The organism is Steroidobacter sp. (genome assembly GCF_036402275.1).
Taxonomy (GTDB): Bacteria; Pseudomonadota; Gammaproteobacteria; order Steroidobacterales; family Steroidobacteraceae; genus Steroidobacter.
On record NZ_DASWTF010000036.1, the window covers coordinates 115,386 to 132,011 of the forward strand.

Below are 16,626 nucleotides of genomic sequence, written 5' to 3' on the forward strand. Positions count from 1 at the left end.
TCAGAGTCACATCGAGGTTCCTATGACACTCCCTTCCGCCGAACAACTCCGCAAGGACTGGCAAACCAACCCGCGCTGGAATGGTGTCGAGCGCCCCTACAAGGCCGAGGACGTCGTGCGCCTGCGTGGTTCCGTGCATGTCGAGCATTCGCTCGCACGGCTGGGTGCGGAGAAGCTGTGGAAGTACGTGAACGAAAAGCCGTTCGTCAATGCGCTCGGCGCGTTGACCGGCAATCAGGCCATGCAGCAGGTGAAAGCGGGCCTGGATGCGATTTATCTCTCGGGCTGGCAGGTGGCGGGTGACGCCAACCTCGCGGGCGAGATGTATCCCGATCAATCGCTGTATCCGGCGAACTCGGTGCCGGCGGTGGTCCGTCGCATCAACAACACGCTGTTGCGCGCCGATCAGATCACGACCTCCGAAGGCGATACGTCGGTGGATTGGTTGAAGCCCATCGTCGCCGACGCGGAGGCAGGTTTCGGCGGCGTGCTGAATGCGTTCGAGCTGATGAAGAGCATGATCGAGGCGGGCGCCGCCGGCGTGCACTTCGAAGATCAGCTGTCCTCCGCCAAGAAGTGCGGCCACATGGGCGGCAAGGTGCTCGTGCCGACGTCAGAGGCGATCAGCAAATTGGTGGCGGCGCGTCTGGCTGCGGATACCGCCGGTGTGCCAACCGTGCTCGTCGCCCGCACCGATGCCGAGTCGGCGAACCTGCTGACGGCGGATGTGGATGAGCGCGATCGTCCGTTCATCAAGTCCAAGGATCGCACCAGCGAAGGTTTCTTCTATGTGAACGCGGGTCTCGATCAGGCGATCGCGCGTGGCCTGGCTTACGCGCCTTATTCCGACTTGATCTGGTGCGAGACCGGCAAGCCCGATCTGCACGAAGCGAAGCTGTTCGCCGAGGCCATCCACAAGAAGTTTCCGGGCAAGCTGCTGGCGTACAACTGCTCGCCGTCGTTCAACTGGAAGAAGAAGCTCGACGACGCCACCATCGCCAAATTCCAGCGCGAGCTGGGCGCGATGGGTTACAAGTTCCAGTTCATCACGCTGGCGGGTTTCCATGCGCTGAACTATTCGATGTTCCAGCTCGCCAAGGGCTACAAGGCGACGCAGATGGCTGCATACGTCCAGCTGCAGGAGCAGGAGTTTGCTTCGGAGAAGGACGGCTACACCGCCACGAAGCACCAGCGCGAGGTTGGCGCGGGTTACTTCGATGATGTGACTCAGACCGTCACCGCCGGTCAGTCGTCGGTGACGGCGATGAAAGGCTCGACGGAAGAAGAGCAGTTCCACAAAGCATCGTGATCGATATGCAGGCTTCCCGTCCGCTCTCGTGCCACAGTGAGAGCAGGAAGTGGCGGGAAGCCTGCAGACCCATGGCGACAATCAGCTGCCGCAAGCGGCAGTAACGCCGGCCGTCGCTCGCGCAGCGGGCCAAGTACAATGGGCGGATGAGCAAGCCATCCGCCCGCAAATCCTCCGTCCAGCCCACCAAGGCCGCGGCTAAAAGCGCCGAGCCCATTTCGATTCCTCGCTCCACCAAACGCAGCTCCGTGGAGCAAGTCGCCCTTGGCGACGATAAGGCCACCAACGGTTTGTGGCCTTCGGACGGCGTGGTCTTCGATCGAACCTGCACTGATTGTCCGCGCCTGGCCGCATTTCTCGAGGCGGGGCGCAAGCAATATCCGGACTACTACTGCGCGCCAGTGGCCCCGTTCGGCGATCGCAAGGCTAAACTCATCATTGTCGGTCTCGCACCGGGTTTTCATGGTGCGAACGCCACGGGGCGGCCGTTTACCGGCGACTACGCTGGCGTGCTGCTGTACCAGACTCTCCATAAATTTGGTTTCGCGAACAAGCCGGACTCCGTCCATCGCAACGACGGCCTGAAACTCACCGGCGCGCGCATCACCAACGCAGTGAAATGCGTACCGCCGGAGAACAAGCCGTTGCCCGTCGAGATCACCACCTGCAACCACTACCTGCAAGCCGAACTCGCCGCCGCGCCCAAAAACGTCGTACTGCTGGCGTTAGGCTCGATAGGACACAACGCGTGCTTGCGCACGCTGGGCTTGAAAATCAGTGACTACAAATTCGGTCATGGCGCCGAGTTCAAGCTGCCCGGCGGGCAATGGCTCATCGACTCGTACCACTGCAGCCGATACAACACGAATACGCGACGCTTGACCGAAGAGATGTTCGAAGCAGTGTTCAAGCGGGCCAAGGAATTGATCGAGGGCTGAACCACGCCCGACCATCACTGGGGCTTGTTCGCACCAATGCACTGATACTGCACACTCACTGTGGCGTTCAGACAGCTGCCATACCCGTTGTACTGGTGACAGTGGGTCTTCTGGCCGCCGAAGGCCTGGGCATCAGAATAGCCCCATGCTTGACAGCGTTGCGCAGCGACAGTGGCGCCTTGTTGAAAATCGACCTTCGCGGTCTCGAACATTCTGACGTCATATGACAGCTCGACGGTGCCGTCAGAGCGGCTGCCGCCCGTTGGTACTAACGTTTTCTGTACAGCGCACGCAGGGAGCATCGCGATAAATGCCAGGGCCAGAAGGGATTGTTTCATCGTGCTTCCTCGAAGGACATCCGTTGGGGACCGCTTAGTCCCCAGGATCACATCAGGCACGCAGTGCACGCCGTTAGGAGTAACTTGCGACCCGATAGCACGATCTTGTGTTCGATGCGAAAAGTGTGAAGGCGTGCGCTATTTCTCGACCGATATCTGCGTTGCGGCGAGGAAGCGCATGGCGGCGTAGCCGTGCCGGTTTGGGTGAACGCCGTCGATGCTGAAGTCGGGTTTCATCGCGCCATCGCTCGTCGCGAGCATCGAATGGTAGACAACGTATTCGAGCTGCTCTCGCTGAGCGTACTTGCGCAGCCATTGTTTAAGCTCGATGACCTGTTGGGACGGGCGAAGCTCCGCGCTATTTCCAGGGATTTACGATGGGGTTGGCGGCTTCCGCGAAGTCCGCAGAATTTCTTGTAACGAGCGTCAAGGAATGCACTTCGGCTGTAGCCGCGATCAGAGCATCCATGGCATGTATGGGTCGACCCTTCGACTCGCGACGCGCGACTAAGTGGCCCCATCTATCTGCTACAGCTGCATCAACTGGCAAAATGCGTTGCTCGAACCGCAACGGCAGATCGGCGCGCAGCCAGTCGTCGAGCTGTGTCCGCCGTTTGCCAGGCGACAATCGCTCAATTCCGTGACGCAGCTCAGCCAGTGTGACAACGCTCAGATACACCGAGTCCTCGTCAACATTCGCGAGCCAATCGACGACACCAGGATTGGGCCGAGGCTTGGTCCACTCCGAGACGACATTTGTGTCGAGAAGGAAGCTCACAATCCCGTCGGTCGCAGGCGGTCCTTGGACCGACGGATCTTCAATCCGGAACCACGCAGCGGAGACGCCGCGAAAAACTCCGCCAGATTCCCGCTACGTTTGGTTCTGCGTTCCCACTCTTCGATGTCAACGACCACAACTGCTCGTCGGCCATTTCTGGTTATGGTTTGTGGGCCATCACTCTGGGCGTGATCAATGACCTCACTCAGCTTCGCCTTGGCTTCTGCGACAGTCCAATGATCGGCTTCCATGATTGAGTTACTCTGGAATGACTAGGATGGTCATTATAGTCACGCGGGGCCCTGCTACAACAGGGCTGAACAAGGTACGGCGCTTGCCGATAAGCGGTTGATTTTACTGCCAATTGCGGAGGTCGAACCGGCAAGCTCGGCTCGATCCGGTAGAGCGACTGGACGTGCTTCGTCTAGGGGGAGACAAAGTCGGCAACGCGCGATTCTATCGCCAGCTCTGCCTCCGCTTTACTCAAAGACGTCCGAATTTCATTAATGACTTCCTGCACATGGGCAGTACAGGCGCTAAGCGCTCCTAGTTTAGCCGCCAAGTCTCCCACCCTTATGCGCTCATCGATTGCATTGGGAGTGGCCAGTTGCAATCGCAATTCGTAATGAAAAGTCCGGTCGAACGATTTCATGGCGATCACTTCGGCAACAAATCCTAATTCTGGCGCGAGGTCGAAGCGCCACGGGATCCCTGTTGACCTTAGCGCGAGGGTGACGGAATTCAGTATGTTCGTGGCGCTCTCTGCAGTTATTCGAGTTTGTGCTGTATCAATGCCGAAAAACTGCAACGCCGCCAGCGCGGAGGGAACGTAGAAATATCGTAGATATCTGGGCCGATCGATCTGAGACAGGAACTCCAGCTCTTGTCGCCATTTCGGCCACTTGCCAGGAGTCATGCCTGAATAGAACTTCCGCGCATTATCTTCGGATGTTCTGCTGACGAACGAAGCTGCATGGAACTCTACGACGCTCTTATGTATGAAATGGCACTCGAATCCTTCCTGTAGCATCAAGCACGCCACTTTCGTCATGTCGTGGATAAATGCTTCAGTGATGCACGAGATGCCGGTCGCCCCCGATGCTCGCTCCAAGAGCGCTCCGATAGTGGTCTCCTTGAGTACCAGCTGATCCTGCTGCCGCGCGGCGTAACAAAAAGCTTCGAACAGTTTGCGAAGCTCAGAGTCTGCCAGGCCAGTTTCCCGCTTGCGGCGAAATCCGGGCTTGTTCTTGTCGTGCCGGGTAAGAAGAGTGAAGAATATCGCGTCGTAGAACTCAGACAGCGACGAGGGGATCTCTTGCCGCGAGTTGTAGACCATGACCAGCAAGGTCAGCAGCAGCGGAGTCCGCAACAGTAACCTGATCTCAGTGCCGCTTTTAGCGATCGCGGCCGCAATTTCATCGACGCGAGGCCGTTCGGAGACAATTTTCGCGAGAAATGACCGGTGGTCATGCGAGGTCAGCGCGGCGAGCTGATAGACCCGGAAATGGGGTGAGCGTTCGATGCCGCTATCGGGGCGCGAGGTGACAACGATTTGAAGCGAGGGATACTGCTGTGCCAGCGCCTCAATTTCAGCAAGGACATCGGTTACCGCTCCCTGCTCGACTTCGTCGAACGCATCCAGTAGTAGAACGAGCTTTCCTGACTCCGCCAGGTAATCGAACATGGAGTCATCGCATGGAATCCGGTAAAGCGAAACGGCACTGATGAGAAAGGCTCGGAAGGACAGGCTGGGGTTATAACGGCGCAGCTCGACGAAAATGGGGATCCGATGGGAGGCGACTAGCTCCTTAATGCATAGGTAACGGAGAAAAATGGATTTGCCCTGGCCTACGGTGCCCTGGATGACGAAGTTCTCCTTGGTCGAAACTGCCGCCAACGACGTAATCGGGCGCGGTGTCTTGTCAATGATGAGGCGGGATGGATAGTAGAAGCTCGTGAGCGGCACCTCCTTGTCGATACGCCACATCGTTTTCACTTTTTGCACTGACTTTATTGACTTCTGGATGTCCTTGAGCTTGCCAGAAGCGATCAGGGAGCGAAGCCTGCGTCGAATAGTGTCCTTCGATCCGTTGTATAGGTCCTCGATAGGCTTCTTAAGGGCATTGGCGGCGACAGCCGCGAGCAGGGTGCCGGCCATGGTTTTCTTCCTTCCTGTATGGTGACTGCTAAGAGGCAGAGACCGGCAAAGGGCGGGGTATGTCCTCCGATCGAACGGTATGGGTCACGTCCCCATACAACCGTGGAGGATTCTCGGCTCACGAATAATGATCCGGTCACCCCATGGCGCGCGGGAGATGCCTGACCAGCGCTGACCAGTCACATCCACTAAAATGGCGACATGACCGGGTCACCCACCGCCGCCTTCGATTCCAAGCTGTTCCTGGCCAATGTCAGCCAGCGCCCCGGTGTCTATCGCATGATAGGCGCGGACGGCGAGGTGCTGTACGTCGGCAAGGCGCGCAATTTGAAGAATCGCCTGACCACGTACTTCGTGGGCAAGGCGCAGGCCGCCAAGACCATGGCGATGGTCTCGCAAGTGGCGAATGTGGAAGTGACGGTCACCGCCTCGGAGACCGAGGCGCTGCTGCTCGAGTACAACCTCATCAAGCGGCATCGGCCGCGGTTCAACGTCACGCTTCGCGACGATAAGAGCTTTCCCTACCTCTACGTCACCACCGAAGACGAGTATCCGCGCATCAGCTTCTATCGGGGCAGCCGCAAGCTGCCTGGGCGCTTCTTCGGGCCGTACCCGAATGCGCGGGCCACGCGTGAGACCATCCTGCTGCTGCAGAAGTTGTTCCTGCTTCGTCCATGCAGCGACACGTTCTTCGTCAATCGCTCGCGGCCCTGCCTGCAGCACCAGATCAAACGCTGCTCCGGCCCGTGCGTGCGTCTGATCTCGCCGGAGGAGTATCGGCAGGATGTGAACGACGCGATCAAAGTGCTGGAAGGCAAGGGCGCCGAGCTGATCGACGATCTCGCTCAGCGCATGGAGCAGGCGTCGCAGGAGCTGGAGTTCGAGCGAGCCGCGCGCTTGCGCGATCAGATCAACGGCATCAAAGCGATCCATTCGACGCAGTCCGTCACGCGCAACGCCACCGAGGACATCGACGCCGTCGCGCTCGTCTCCCATGGCAGCGATCACTGCGTGTCCATCGTGTTCGTGCGCGGCGGTCGAAATCTCGGCAGCAGCAACTTCTTCCCGAAGCCGGGCATCGCCGAAGCAGGGGAGTTGCTCTCCGGTTTCCTCGCGCAGTACTACCTCGGCCGCGAAGCGCCGGGCGAGATCCTGATCACCGAGCAGATCGAGGACGCGGATACACTCGAGCAGGCTTTGAGCGAGCGCATGGAGCGCTCAGTCAAGATTCGCACCAACGTGCGAGGAGTGCGCGCTCGCTGGCTGGAGATGGCCCGCACCAACGCCGAGCTCGGCGTGAAGATGCGTCGCGCGACCGAGGCGACAAGCGTCGAACAGCTCCAAGCGATGCAGGAAGTGTTCAATCTGCCCAACCCGCCGGCGCGTATAGAATGCTTCGATATCAGCCACACGATGGGTGAGCGCACCGTCGCCTCCTGCGTGGTGTTCGGTCCCGAAGGTCCGCTGAAGAGCGACTATCGGCGCTTCAACATCGACGGCATCGCGCCTGGCGACGACTACGGCGCCATGCGCCAGGCGCTGTCGCGTCGTTACGCCAGGATCAAGAAAGGTGAAGCGCCGACGCCGGATGTGCTATTGATCGACGGTGGACCGGGACAGCTGGCGCAAGCCACCGAAGTGTTGAAGGAATTGGACATTAATAATGTGTTGATCGCAGGCGTCGCCAAGGGCGCCGACCGCCGGCCGGGCCAGGAGCGCCTGTTCCTCCCCGGTCACGAGCTGCCGACATTGCTGCCGCCGGACTCGCCAGCGCTGCATCTGATTCAGCGGGTGCGCGATGAAGCGCATCGATTCGCCATCACCGGCCATCGGGCGCGGCGGGCCAAGGCGCGCACCGAATCCATCCTCGAAACCGTGCCCGGCCTCGGTCCGCGCAAGCGGAGGGAACTGCTGCGCCAGTTCGGGGGTCTGCAAGGGGTCAGCCGTGCGGGCATCGACGATCTAGCCAAAGTGCACGGCATCAGTCGCAAACTGGCGCAATCGATTTATGACACTCTCCACGCGAACGGCTGAAAAGTCCTTACAATTCGTCCCAGTGACTTTTCCCATCGCGAACATCCTGACCGTGGCCCGGATCATCATGATCCCGCTCGTGGTCATCCTCTTCTACATGCCTCAAGCCTGGGCCATGGCGGCCACGGGCTGGTTGTTCATCCTTGCCGCCGTGACCGACTCGCTCGATGGCTATCTCGCGCGCAAGCTCGGGCAGACCTCGGCGCTGGGCGCGTTCCTCGATCCGGTGGCGGACAAGTTGATGGTCGCGGTCGCGCTGATCCTGCTGGTCAGCTACGACCCGCCGATGCTCGAGTTCATCAAGTTCGATCCGCACACCGTGATCGCGTTGACCGCCTGCGTCATCGTCGGCCGCGAAATCACGATTTCCGCGCTCCGTGAATGGATGGCCGAAGTGGGCGCGCGCGCCAAAGTGGCCGTGTCCAACATCGGCAAGCTCAAGACCATCTTCCAGATGACCGGCCTGTCGATGATGCTGTTTCGCGACGACGTGTGGTTCATCCCCGCGTTCGAGCTCGGGTTTTATTGCCTGGTTGCAGCCGCGGCCCTGACGTTGTGGTCGATGGTCGTTTACCTACGGGCGGCCTGGCCGGACCTGATGAGGTCGAGTTCCAAGTAAAAAATGTTGTGCGAAATGCACAGCTTGCCTTGACAGCCGCGAAGCCAACTCTAGAATAGCGGCCTCTTCCGAGGGCACTGCCTTCGGATCCAAAGCGGGAATAGCTCAGTTGGTAGAGCGTAACCTTGCCAAGGTTAAGGTCGCGAGTTCGAGCCTCGTTTCCCGCTCCAATTTCCTCAATGCCGTCAGCAAGTTAGAAGCCGAATAAGGGCCTGGCGGCAGGCGCAGGAGCTGGGGTTTCGCCACTCCTACCCACTCCTACGGCTCGGTAGCAAAGTGGTTATGCAGCGGCCTGCAAAGCCGTCTACGCCGGTTCGATTCCGGCCCGAGCCTCCAGTCCTTCAGCAGCAAACTGCCACCTCGATCAACGCCTGCTCTGCATCGAGCCGCCTAGACTTCGCGCGGCCTCGAATCACGCATGAGCGTCGGCAATCATGGAATCTTCAAGTCAGGGATCCGAGCGACGAGCCTCTCTGCTCGCAACGGTGCGCGCGAAGCTGTCCGGCTCGCCCGATGATGCCGAGGCCATCGCCGAGGTCGCCGCCAAGTACATGTGCGAGCTGTACGACCACGCGCTCCGACAGCGTTCGGTTCCCATTACGGTGGTGTGGCTGACACGTCACATCGTCTTCGACATGCCGACTCCCATCATCCGTGCGCTGCTAACGGCGTACGACGTGAAGGTGGATCGGGCAGCGTTCGACGTCGCCGCCACAGATGCAGCGAGCGAAGCGAAGGATGTGTCACAAGACGCGATCGACGTTGTTGTGCGCGCCCGCTCTCTGTCTCTAGCCCGTGGCGATGGCCTGCGCATCATCGATCCCGCCGACGTACTCGTCAGCCTTGCCAACCATCCGACGTCGGCTGCGATTCTCGGCCGACTCGGCCTGACGTACCTTCACATCACATACTTCCTGAGCCACGATCGCGCGCTGCCGGCGGTGCGAGACGATGAGATCGAACATCTGAGCGAGCGCTCGGATGATGCCTACGTCTGCATCCATAACGATGGCTACTCAGCCATGGAGCTGGTCACCCGGCTGATCGGCGATGTGTTTGGCTTTGATGCCGAACAGGCGCAGGCAAGCATGTGGGCCATTCATCAGCACGAGGCGGCCTTCATCGGTCCATACGCATACGAGGAGGCCTATGCGAAAGCGGCGAGGGCGATCGAGATTGCCCGCGAAGCAGGAGCGCCGCTGCGAGTGTCAGTGACGCGGAAAAACTCGCTCAGCTTTGCCGACCTTGTTCGCGAAGAAAAGCATCGACGGCTGCGTCGCATATCAGCCACGCGAGGTCGACCTGTCGGTTTCATTCGTCAGCATTGGCGCGGCGACTGGCCGCTTGCGAAATCCTTCTGGCTGGTTGGCGTGATTGGCAGCATTCTGGTGGGGGTCGCCTGCGTGAAAACCTTGACGCAGGCCGCGTTGCACTTGAGCGATCGCGCCTTTGCCGGCACGTCGATGCTCCTCATGCCGTTCTTCATCGTCGTTTTCGTCTGGCAATGGGCCGGCGTCTGGCGCTCCGCCGCGAGATACAAAACCACGAAGTGGCGCACCTGGCTCGCAAAGTGTTTGCAAGCCGCGATGGTCGTGATAGGCATCGCGCTCTTCAGTAGATCGATCTGGTTGGCGCCGACTCTCGAAGGCTTCGGCCGACTGTTCAGCGACGAGCAACCCATTCCCAATTACTCGATCGAGCTGGAAGGCTCGGACACGGTCGTGTTCACCGGCGGCTTCCGGTTCGGCGCATCGAGAGATTTGAAACGCGTGCTCGACGCGCATCCCGAAGTAAGCGTCGTGCGCCTGCATAGCCCCGGCGGCCTCGGTGCGGAAGGGATGCTGATGCGCGAAGTGATCGAGGAGTACGGTCTCACGACACACGTCCGTGATACCTGCGCCAGCGCATGCACGTCTGCATTCCTCGGTGGCGCGCACCGATATCTAAGTGAGCAAGGTCGACTCGTCTATCATCGCTCGCGGCATGGGCTGCAAGATAACGCGCCGGAGAGTTCGTACTCCGCGGAATACCAGTTAGGCCGAGCCGGCATCGCGCAATCTTTTATCGATCGCGTGGCGAGCACGCCAGCAACCTCCAGCTGGACGCCGGAGCATGAGGAGTTGCTCGAAGCGGGCGTTGTGGAGGTGATCGGCGAGCCTTGAGCGCGCATCAGCTCGCGCGAGAAAAAATCTTCGCAAGCCAGGCCAGCATCACGCTGACCGCGGGCTCGGGATTCACTTGACCTTCCTTCTCGGCGAACGCGGCCGTCGCGCTTGGGAACTGGGCGAAGTGATGATTCATGCGCGGAATCTCGGCGAAAGTGCCGCGGCCCGGTGACTTTGCATTGACGATGCGAGTGATGAGCGTGGTCGCGTCGTGGGATTCGAACCAATCGTATTCGCCATACAGTGCGAGTACCGGCGCGTTGACTTTCGACCACGCACCCGCCCAGTCGGCTTTCTGCGCTTGTTGGTGGAAAGCGAAGGGCCGACCGTACTGCCCGTCGGCGCTCGTGCCGACGATGCGCGACCAAACCGCGCCAACATCCGGATCTGCCTTCATGATTTGAGCCGGCGTCTCGCCGCGGACCAGATACCTTTCCAGAAACTGCAAACGCAACGTCATTTCGCGAGCGAGTTGCGAAGCTGGCGCGCCACCGAGCTCCAGCGCGTTGCGCTCGAACTTCATCATGCGCTCGGCCCAGGTGGTCGCGCCTGCGCCCCAGATCATGACGCCGGCGACGCGTTCGTCGGCCGCGAGCAGGGGAGCATACGTGCCCCCGATGCTGCCGCCGAAGATGACGATGCGATTGGAGTCGACGTCGTCGCGGCTTCGCAGCTGCTCGAGCGCCTCACGATGGTCGGCGAGCTCGGTGTCGTAATCCATCGTCGCGCAGCTGCCTTCGCTCTGGCCCACGCCACGCTTTTCGGTTCTCCAGACCAGCGCGTTGGAGCGTCGTACGACGTTCTTCAGCATCGCTGACCAGCCATCGCGCGGATTGTCGGAGATGGCGATGGTGTCGCACGACAGCCATTGCACGAACAGGATCGCAGGCAGACGCCGCGTGGCCGCCGCGGGCTTGGTCACGATGGTTTGCAGTTTCGTGCCGTCACGTACCGTCAATGTTCCATAGGAGGTGTCGATGTCCGGATGGCTCTCGCGTGAATCAGCGGCCATCGAATCGGCATGAGCGAGCGATACGGCGGCGATGATCAGCGCCGATAGGGCTTTCGACTTGCACGTCATCGTGGTCTCCTGCTCAGGTGAGTGGCGCAACAGGCGCCTGCAACTCGGTAACGAAATCGACAGTGCTCGTGGCGAGCACCGCCGCGGGAAGCGAATAGCCGATCTGATCGGCGCCGTAGCGGTGATAAACCTCGCGCAGTGGCCCGGCCAGGCGCATGCCGCTGCGATTCATCCAGTCGAGCAACAACGAGTACGCGAGGGGTGTTTGCTCGTAAGGGCCCTGATAGGTGATAGACGCTGCGGCCTCGCATCGAGGCAAGATGTGCGTGTCCAGCTTTGTGCCGGGCTTCACTGGAATACAAACTTCAACGTCCGCTTCCTGCTCCCGATACTCCAAGTCATGAAAGATCGTGAAGGGACTCGCGGAGCTGCGGGCCTGCGCGGCGGCGACTGTTGCTTCGGCCGCCTCGAACAATGCCTGCATCGGCGCGCCGAAATGAGGAACGCGCTGGCGGATGGAATAAACCTCGATGGCCGGGGACTCTCGCAACAACACCGTGGGCTGACTCGCATTGCTGCGCTGATCGATCGCGAGCTGTAGCGCTTCGAGTCGGCGTAAGCGGGATTGATCGGCGGCGATGCTCGCCGCGAGTTCTTCGCGACGCTTCTCCAGTACTGACGCCAGCGATGCGGCGTCCGCATGGAGCAGGGCGCGGATCTGATCGAGCGCGAAACCGAGATCCTTCAGCAACAGGATCCGATGCAGAGTCTGAAGCTGGGTTGCGTCGTAGTAGCGATAGCCGGTGTGCGGGTCCACGTGCAGCGGCTGCAACAGGCCCGCCTCATCGTAATGATGCAGGGTCTTGATGGTGACCCGAGCCAGTCGCGAAAAATCGCCGATCCGGAACATGCCGACCTCGCCGGTGCGAGATCGTAGCTTGCACCCTGACGTAGCAGGAGAGTCAAGCGTCCGAGTGTAAGGCCCGAGGGCGATGCCGCGGCATCACCAGCGCGAGTGATCGCACGTTGAGTCGAAAGGCTTCCGCCCCGAGGATCATCGTATACAGAGAATTCACGATGATGCGGATGTCAGGGGTGATCGGGTGGGAAATCACCTCGAGCGGCGAGATCATGGCCTTGGCTGTGCGCCCCTGATTCCGGCGCTCGTCACGCCTCTACCTTGAGATTTACCACTTCGCTAGGAACTGAGGCAGATCCACTTGGTACGACCATGAGGGGTCTTCTGCGCAGGAGATCTCGTGCATGGAATTGTGCCGCCCGAGATAGATGTTTGGTATATCGACGCCGCGAAGAGCGAATCGCAACCCATGTCGCGTGCGGTAGGCATGCAGTGTGTCCAGCAAGGCATCGATTCCTGCTGCGTCCGGGTCCACGTCTTCGTAGAACTTTGAGATTCGTTGCGCCAGAGAGATGCCCTCGGGCAAAAACTCAGGAGGATTCTCCTCCAGCAATGCCTCGCGATGCGCGCTGAACCAGTCCCACAGGTCTCCGGCTTCGCAAAAAAATTCGGCTAGGCCAATCTGCGCATGAGTAAGCTCGTCACACACGAGAAGTCGATAGCGGCCAACGGACGTGCCCGTATCCGTCAAGGCGGGATCATCCTGCTTCTCGAGACGCAAAGCATACATCTGTCATTTTCCTTTGATGAGCTGCCGATACTGGGCCGGCGAGATATCCCCACGATTCGCAAACTCGCGAAGAACTGAAGTGGGCGCTTCGTTGCCGCGAATCGGGTATCCATGCCACGTACCTGCATTATCGGGCTGGAACTCGTATACCTTGCCTTCGTGGATACCGTATCGCTGTTTGCCTCCCTGTACGGAGCGGTTGAGGACGCGTTGTGCGGCTTGCGGATCGAGATCCATTTTGGTGCCCCATCCGCCTTCCTCGTGCTTGGGGCTGGATTTATAGCGTAGAGACTCCTGGTCATCATCGTCGGGATTTGGGGGCGTCGCCGCTGCACCGCTCTGTTCGATTCCGCCGCTTGATGAATTCGAGCCGCCGTTGCCTGTGGCTTGATTCAGCATCCCGGTGAGCACCAGATACCGGCTTAGGATGGGATCCCGACTCATCCCTGCCTGCAGCACGTTCCAGGTTGCCTGGCCGAATTTTTCACAGGAACCAGCAATCTGACACCCGCCAAAATAGATCAGAGCGCCAACTGCAACCGCCTCTATAGCTACCGCGGCCCGCCCGTCCGGGTCGACGAAGCGGTAGGGGTTGTTGTTCGCGTATGCATACCGATTGAAGGGGAATAGATTCTCGACATTGATCTCAGCCGGGTCGGTGCTGAGGAATCTGCCAATCACTGGGTCGTAGTGACGCGCGCCTGCGTAGATCAGCCCAGAGCTATCTTCCTGATGATGCCCTGTGAACCACATGCGATTGGAGCGGGGGCTCACTTCCTGGCGAAGGCGCTCGCCGTAGGGAGCGTAGTCTTCGCGCCAGAGCAGGTTGCCGTACTCGTCCGTCGCGACGATCGGCGAGCCGGTGGCGTCTGCGTGGAAGTAGGTGACTACGTCCTGGGCCGAAGCACTCGTGAGCAGTGCGAGAAAGAGAGCTGCCGCACCAAGTAGGACACTGCGAATGTGCTTCATGGGGTGGTGTCCTCGGTAGGCTGATCCCCGAGAATCATCTGTAGGATCGGAGTCAGCACCGCAGGGTTGAACCTCGGCTTGGGATCGAGATTGTCGGGGACGCCGTCGTTATCGGTATCGCTACGATCGGGTCGGGTGCCCAACTGGAACTCTTGCAGGTTGGTGAGCGTATCACCGTCCGCATCCACGATGCTCGAATCCGCCACGAGGGCGTTCAATCCATAGCGGCGCTCGTAGCTGTCGTTGAGGCCATCGCCGTCGGTATCGGCGTTGAACAAATTGGTCCCTGCCTGATATTCCTGCAGGTCGTTCAACCCGTCTCCGTCGGTATCCAGCGCCGCATCGCTGCTGTCATTGGGATTCATGCCGTTGCGCCATTCTACGCAGGTCGGAATGCCGTCACTGTCGGCATCCGAAGAGTCCGTGCACCGCGACCGCGAGGCGACCAGCAGGTCGCCAAGGTACATATAGTCGGTCGCCTCTTTATTGACGGTATCGACGTCGTAAAGGCGGTGCTCTGACAGAGTGTAGAGCGAGTAGCGCGTACTCGATCCGTCCGAGCGAGTATCGATCGCCACGCGGCCGTTACCGTCGTACGTGTACTGAATCCGTGCGGGGCTACCGACTGTGACTAGGTTTGAAGCACTGTCGTACCCAAACACACCGAAGCCCATCTCGTTTCTGCCGTTCGCTGTGACATTGCCATACGCGTCGTAGGCGAAGCTCATGATCGATGTGCCTTGCGTGATCGAGTCCAGCCGTCCAGTCGCATCGTTGTACTGATAAGTAAACGTCTGAGTCGGAAACGACTTGGCGGTGATATTGTTGCGAGCGTCGTAAGTGAAAGAGCCGCTCGCCGAAGCGCCGCCGACGCCATAGGGACCGGTCGCGGTGCGCAGCCGATTCACACCGTCGTAGGTCATCGAGCGGTTCTTGGTCGGATCGCGATAGTCATTAAGGTTCTTCACGTTCGTCTGCGAATCGTAAACATACTCCAGGTCGAGGAGGCTGGAGGCAGCGCCGTTCCGCGAGGCCCTGGCTTGCAGCGTGGTGGGCAGCAAACGGTTGTTTTGCCCGTAGTCGGTCGTGTAGCCATTCGCGTACGTGAGCGTGTCGATTTGGCCATTCGGGAAATAGATCACCGAGCTGATGTGTGTGCCCAGTCCCGACTGGACGCGGGTGGGCTGACCGAACGCATTCGGCTCATATGACACCTGCAGGCCGCTCGGATACAGAATCGTGGATAGCGCATCGCGTGTGTTGTAGCCATGCGTGATGCCGTACTGAACGCCGCCAATCGTGGCTCGCTCCAGCTCCAGGTTATTGTTCGCATCATAGGTGTAGTCCCATGTGACGCCACCTCGACCCACTTGTTTGATCAGCCCGTTCTTGTAGTAGTCATAGTCAACCATGAACGCCGGCTGCGAGCCGTTGGCTGGATAGTCGATGTAATCGGTTCGATACAGGTCGTCCAGATGAAAGATCGTCATTCCAGAGCTGCCGACTTTCTTACTCACCAGGTTGCCGATGTTGTCGCGGCCATAAATGATCGTGCCAAGCTCCGGATCGACCTCATAGATCAAAAAGAAATGCGAGTTGTAGCGGTATTCGCGGGTAAGGCCATCCTGATTCACAGCGGTCACCTGTCCGAGGCGATTACGCTCGATGGACGTGGTGACAGTCTTGGTTTCCTTGGGAGTATCGCCGGCACGCGCCGAGATGCGCATCAGCTCTTTGATATCGGGATCGCCATAGGAGCGATACGAGTACTCTCTCACAAAGCCACCCGAGGTGACGTGGACCTTGTTATTCGCTTGATACAAATAATTGATTCCATTGCCATCCGCGTACGTGATGTGTGTCGGACGGTTGAGCGCATCGTAGTCGATCTGCTCGTAGCTCGAACCGCTATTGGGCAGATAGCGCCGAGTCACACGCCCTTCGGCGTCCAGGAAATATTGCATCTCACGGACCTGCCCACTGGCCGTGTCCTGATAGGTGACCCTCTGGAGTCTGCCGAAACCATCGTATCGACGAGTCTGCTTCAGCGTGCCACGAGTCAACACGCGGTAGCGCTCGGATGGGCCCGGCGAGCCGGAGCGGGTAATCGTCGTGTTGTTGTCGGTGGTCTTTGCCGTGGTGACGCGCTCAGTTCGTTATTGTCATCGTAGGAATAGCCGGTGGTCTTTGCCTCGGCGTCGGTCACGCTCGCGATCGTACCCGAATCGTTGACGGTTCGGGTAATGCCGATGCCAGCGATGGGAGACTGTTCGGTCCGCGGGGTGCCGCGCTTGTAGTTCTGGAAGGTCCAGGTGTTTGAGACTGCATCGGTGATCGTATTGATCTCGCCGCGATTGGAGCCGCTGGTGTACCAGTCATAATCTGTTTCGACGCCCGCGACCGACACGCTGCGCAGGTCCCCGTTCGAATCGAACTCGCGATCGGTGACATGGTTGATAACGTTGCCGGAAGTGTTCGGCGGATCGCTGAACGTATAGACCGTGCCGGCGTCGCGAATGGTCTCGTCTTCCACGCGCTGCACGATCCAGTTCGTGGTGTCGTTGAGGAAAGTGCGATCAATAGTGCGAGAGTGCTGGCCGCTCTCATCGCTCTGCCACGCATTGAACCTCCGTGTCTATTTGCGCGGC

At 59.6% G+C, this 16,626-nt stretch carries 15 protein-coding genes and 2 tRNA genes; 7 read left to right on the plus strand and 10 right to left on the minus strand.

The features are described 5' to 3' along the window. Positions 1 to 22 precede the first annotated feature (22 nt). Together aceA and VGD45_RS19935 are read left to right on the plus strand one after the other, a co-directional pair. Positions 23 to 1,309: an isocitrate lyase gene (aceA, locus tag VGD45_RS19930; RefSeq protein WP_331157100.1), complete on the plus strand. Its 1,287-nt coding sequence runs from the start codon at positions 23 to 25 to the stop codon at positions 1,307 to 1,309. A gap of 308 nt (positions 1,310 to 1,617) precedes the next feature. Beyond that, positions 1,618 to 2,247: a uracil-DNA glycosylase gene (locus tag VGD45_RS19935; RefSeq protein WP_414717594.1), complete on the plus strand. Its 630-nt coding sequence runs from the start codon at positions 1,618 to 1,620 to the stop codon at positions 2,245 to 2,247. 14 nt (positions 2,248 to 2,261) lie between these two features. Here VGD45_RS19935 and yecR read toward each other — a convergent pair whose 3' ends face one another. The 4 genes from yecR to VGD45_RS19945 form a co-directional block, all read right to left on the minus strand. Beyond that, positions 2,262 to 2,585 carry a YecR family lipoprotein gene (gene yecR, locus VGD45_RS19940; RefSeq protein WP_331157102.1) on the minus strand — a complete coding sequence of 108 codons (324 nt, stop codon included), beginning with the start codon at positions 2,583 to 2,585 and terminating at the stop codon, positions 2,262 to 2,264. Between the two features lie 358 nt (positions 2,586 to 2,943). Further along, a complete protein-coding gene (locus VGD45_RS34155) occupies positions 2,944 to 3,363 on the minus strand; it encodes a type II toxin-antitoxin system VapC family toxin (RefSeq protein WP_349263311.1) in 420 nt (139 codons plus the stop codon). Then, positions 3,360 to 3,614 (minus strand): type II toxin-antitoxin system Phd/YefM family antitoxin, encoded by a 255-nt coding sequence (locus VGD45_RS34160; protein WP_349263312.1) that lies wholly within the window; start codon positions 3,612 to 3,614, stop codon positions 3,360 to 3,362. The genes VGD45_RS34155 and VGD45_RS34160 overlap by 4 nt, the downstream gene beginning before the upstream one ends. Before the next feature lie 173 nt (positions 3,615 to 3,787). Then, positions 3,788 to 5,521 carry an NACHT domain-containing protein gene (locus tag VGD45_RS19945; protein ID WP_331157103.1) on the minus strand — a complete coding sequence of 578 codons (1,734 nt, stop codon included), beginning with the start codon at positions 5,519 to 5,521 and terminating at the stop codon, positions 3,788 to 3,790. 201 nt (positions 5,522 to 5,722) lie between these two features. Between VGD45_RS19945 and uvrC the strand changes: the two genes are divergently transcribed. From uvrC to VGD45_RS19970, 5 genes are all read left to right on the plus strand, one after another. Beyond that, on the plus strand, positions 5,723 to 7,555 hold the full coding sequence (uvrC, locus tag VGD45_RS19950) for an excinuclease ABC subunit UvrC (RefSeq protein WP_331157104.1): 1,833 nt from the start codon (positions 5,723 to 5,725) through the stop codon (positions 7,553 to 7,555). Then, positions 7,530 to 8,174: a CDP-diacylglycerol--glycerol-3-phosphate 3-phosphatidyltransferase gene (gene pgsA, locus VGD45_RS19955; RefSeq protein ID WP_349263313.1), complete on the plus strand. Its 645-nt coding sequence runs from the start codon at positions 7,530 to 7,532 to the stop codon at positions 8,172 to 8,174. Before uvrC ends, pgsA begins: the two co-directional genes overlap by 26 nt. A 94-nt stretch (positions 8,175 to 8,268) precedes the next feature. Then, a tRNA-Gly gene (locus VGD45_RS19960) sits at positions 8,269 to 8,344 on the plus strand. Positions 8,345 to 8,436: 92 nt separating this feature from the next. Beyond that, a tRNA-Cys gene (locus VGD45_RS19965) sits at positions 8,437 to 8,510 on the plus strand. A 98-nt stretch (positions 8,511 to 8,608) separates the two neighbouring features. Beyond that, positions 8,609 to 10,336, plus strand: a complete 1,728-nt coding sequence (locus VGD45_RS19970; protein ID WP_331157106.1) for an ATP-dependent Clp protease adaptor ClpS — start codon at positions 8,609 to 8,611, stop codon at positions 10,334 to 10,336. Positions 10,337 to 10,343: 7 nt separating this feature from the next. Here VGD45_RS19970 and VGD45_RS19975 read toward each other — a convergent pair whose 3' ends face one another. The 6 genes from VGD45_RS19975 to VGD45_RS20000 all read right to left on the minus strand — a co-directional run bounded on the left by VGD45_RS19975 (position 10,344) and on the right by VGD45_RS20000 (position 16,520). After that, a complete protein-coding gene (locus VGD45_RS19975) occupies positions 10,344 to 11,420 on the minus strand; it encodes an alpha/beta hydrolase (protein ID WP_331157107.1) in 1,077 nt (358 codons plus the stop codon). Between the two features lie 13 nt (positions 11,421 to 11,433). After that, complete coding sequence (locus tag VGD45_RS19980; protein WP_331157108.1) at positions 11,434 to 12,270, minus strand: MerR family transcriptional regulator; 837 nt, start codon at positions 12,268 to 12,270, stop codon at positions 11,434 to 11,436. 277 nt (positions 12,271 to 12,547) lie between these two features. Beyond that, complete coding sequence (locus tag VGD45_RS19985) at positions 12,548 to 13,009, minus strand: hypothetical protein (RefSeq protein WP_331157109.1); 462 nt, start codon at positions 13,007 to 13,009, stop codon at positions 12,548 to 12,550. A 3-nt stretch (positions 13,010 to 13,012) separates the two neighbouring features. Further along, a complete protein-coding gene (locus VGD45_RS19990; RefSeq protein WP_331157110.1) occupies positions 13,013 to 13,978 on the minus strand; it encodes an RHS repeat-associated core domain-containing protein in 966 nt (321 codons plus the stop codon). Beyond that, positions 13,975 to 16,044 carry a hypothetical protein gene (locus VGD45_RS19995; RefSeq protein ID WP_331157111.1) on the minus strand — a complete coding sequence of 690 codons (2,070 nt, stop codon included), beginning with the start codon at positions 16,042 to 16,044 and terminating at the stop codon, positions 13,975 to 13,977. Before VGD45_RS19995 ends, VGD45_RS19990 begins: the two co-directional genes overlap by 4 nt. Further along, positions 16,038 to 16,520 carry a hypothetical protein gene (locus tag VGD45_RS20000; protein WP_331157112.1) on the minus strand — a complete coding sequence of 161 codons (483 nt, stop codon included), beginning with the start codon at positions 16,518 to 16,520 and terminating at the stop codon, positions 16,038 to 16,040. Before VGD45_RS20000 ends, VGD45_RS19995 begins: the two co-directional genes overlap by 7 nt. Positions 16,521 to 16,626: the final 106 nt, after the last annotated feature.

Excerpts from the sequence above, each read along its gene's own strand:
- aceA (WP_331157100.1), top strand. The coding sequence starts at position 23 with ATGACACTCCCTTCCGCCGAACAACTCCGCAAGGACTGGCAAACCAAC.
- yecR (WP_331157102.1), bottom strand. The coding sequence starts at position 2,585 with ATGAAACAATCCCTTCTGGCCCTGGCATTTATCGCGATGCTCCCTGCG.
- VGD45_RS34160 (WP_349263312.1), bottom strand. The coding sequence starts at position 3,614 with ATGGAAGCCGATCATTGGACTGTCGCAGAAGCCAAGGCGAAGCTGAGT.
- VGD45_RS19945 (WP_331157103.1), bottom strand. The coding sequence starts at position 5,521 with ATGGCCGGCACCCTGCTCGCGGCTGTCGCCGCCAATGCCCTTAAGAAG.
- uvrC (WP_331157104.1), top strand. The coding sequence starts at position 5,723 with ATGACCGGGTCACCCACCGCCGCCTTCGATTCCAAGCTGTTCCTGGCC.
- pgsA (WP_349263313.1), top strand. The coding sequence starts at position 7,530 with ATGACACTCTCCACGCGAACGGCTGAAAAGTCCTTACAATTCGTCCCA.
- VGD45_RS19970 (WP_331157106.1), top strand. The coding sequence starts at position 8,609 with ATGGAATCTTCAAGTCAGGGATCCGAGCGACGAGCCTCTCTGCTCGCA.
- VGD45_RS19975 (WP_331157107.1), bottom strand. The coding sequence starts at position 11,420 with ATGACGTGCAAGTCGAAAGCCCTATCGGCGCTGATCATCGCCGCCGTA.
- VGD45_RS19980 (WP_331157108.1), bottom strand. The coding sequence starts at position 12,270 with ATGTTCCGGATCGGCGATTTTTCGCGACTGGCTCGGGTCACCATCAAG.
- VGD45_RS19985 (WP_331157109.1), bottom strand. The coding sequence starts at position 13,009 with ATGTATGCTTTGCGTCTCGAGAAGCAGGATGATCCCGCCTTGACGGAT.
- VGD45_RS19990 (WP_331157110.1), bottom strand. The coding sequence starts at position 13,978 with ATGAAGCACATTCGCAGTGTCCTACTTGGTGCGGCAGCTCTCTTTCTC.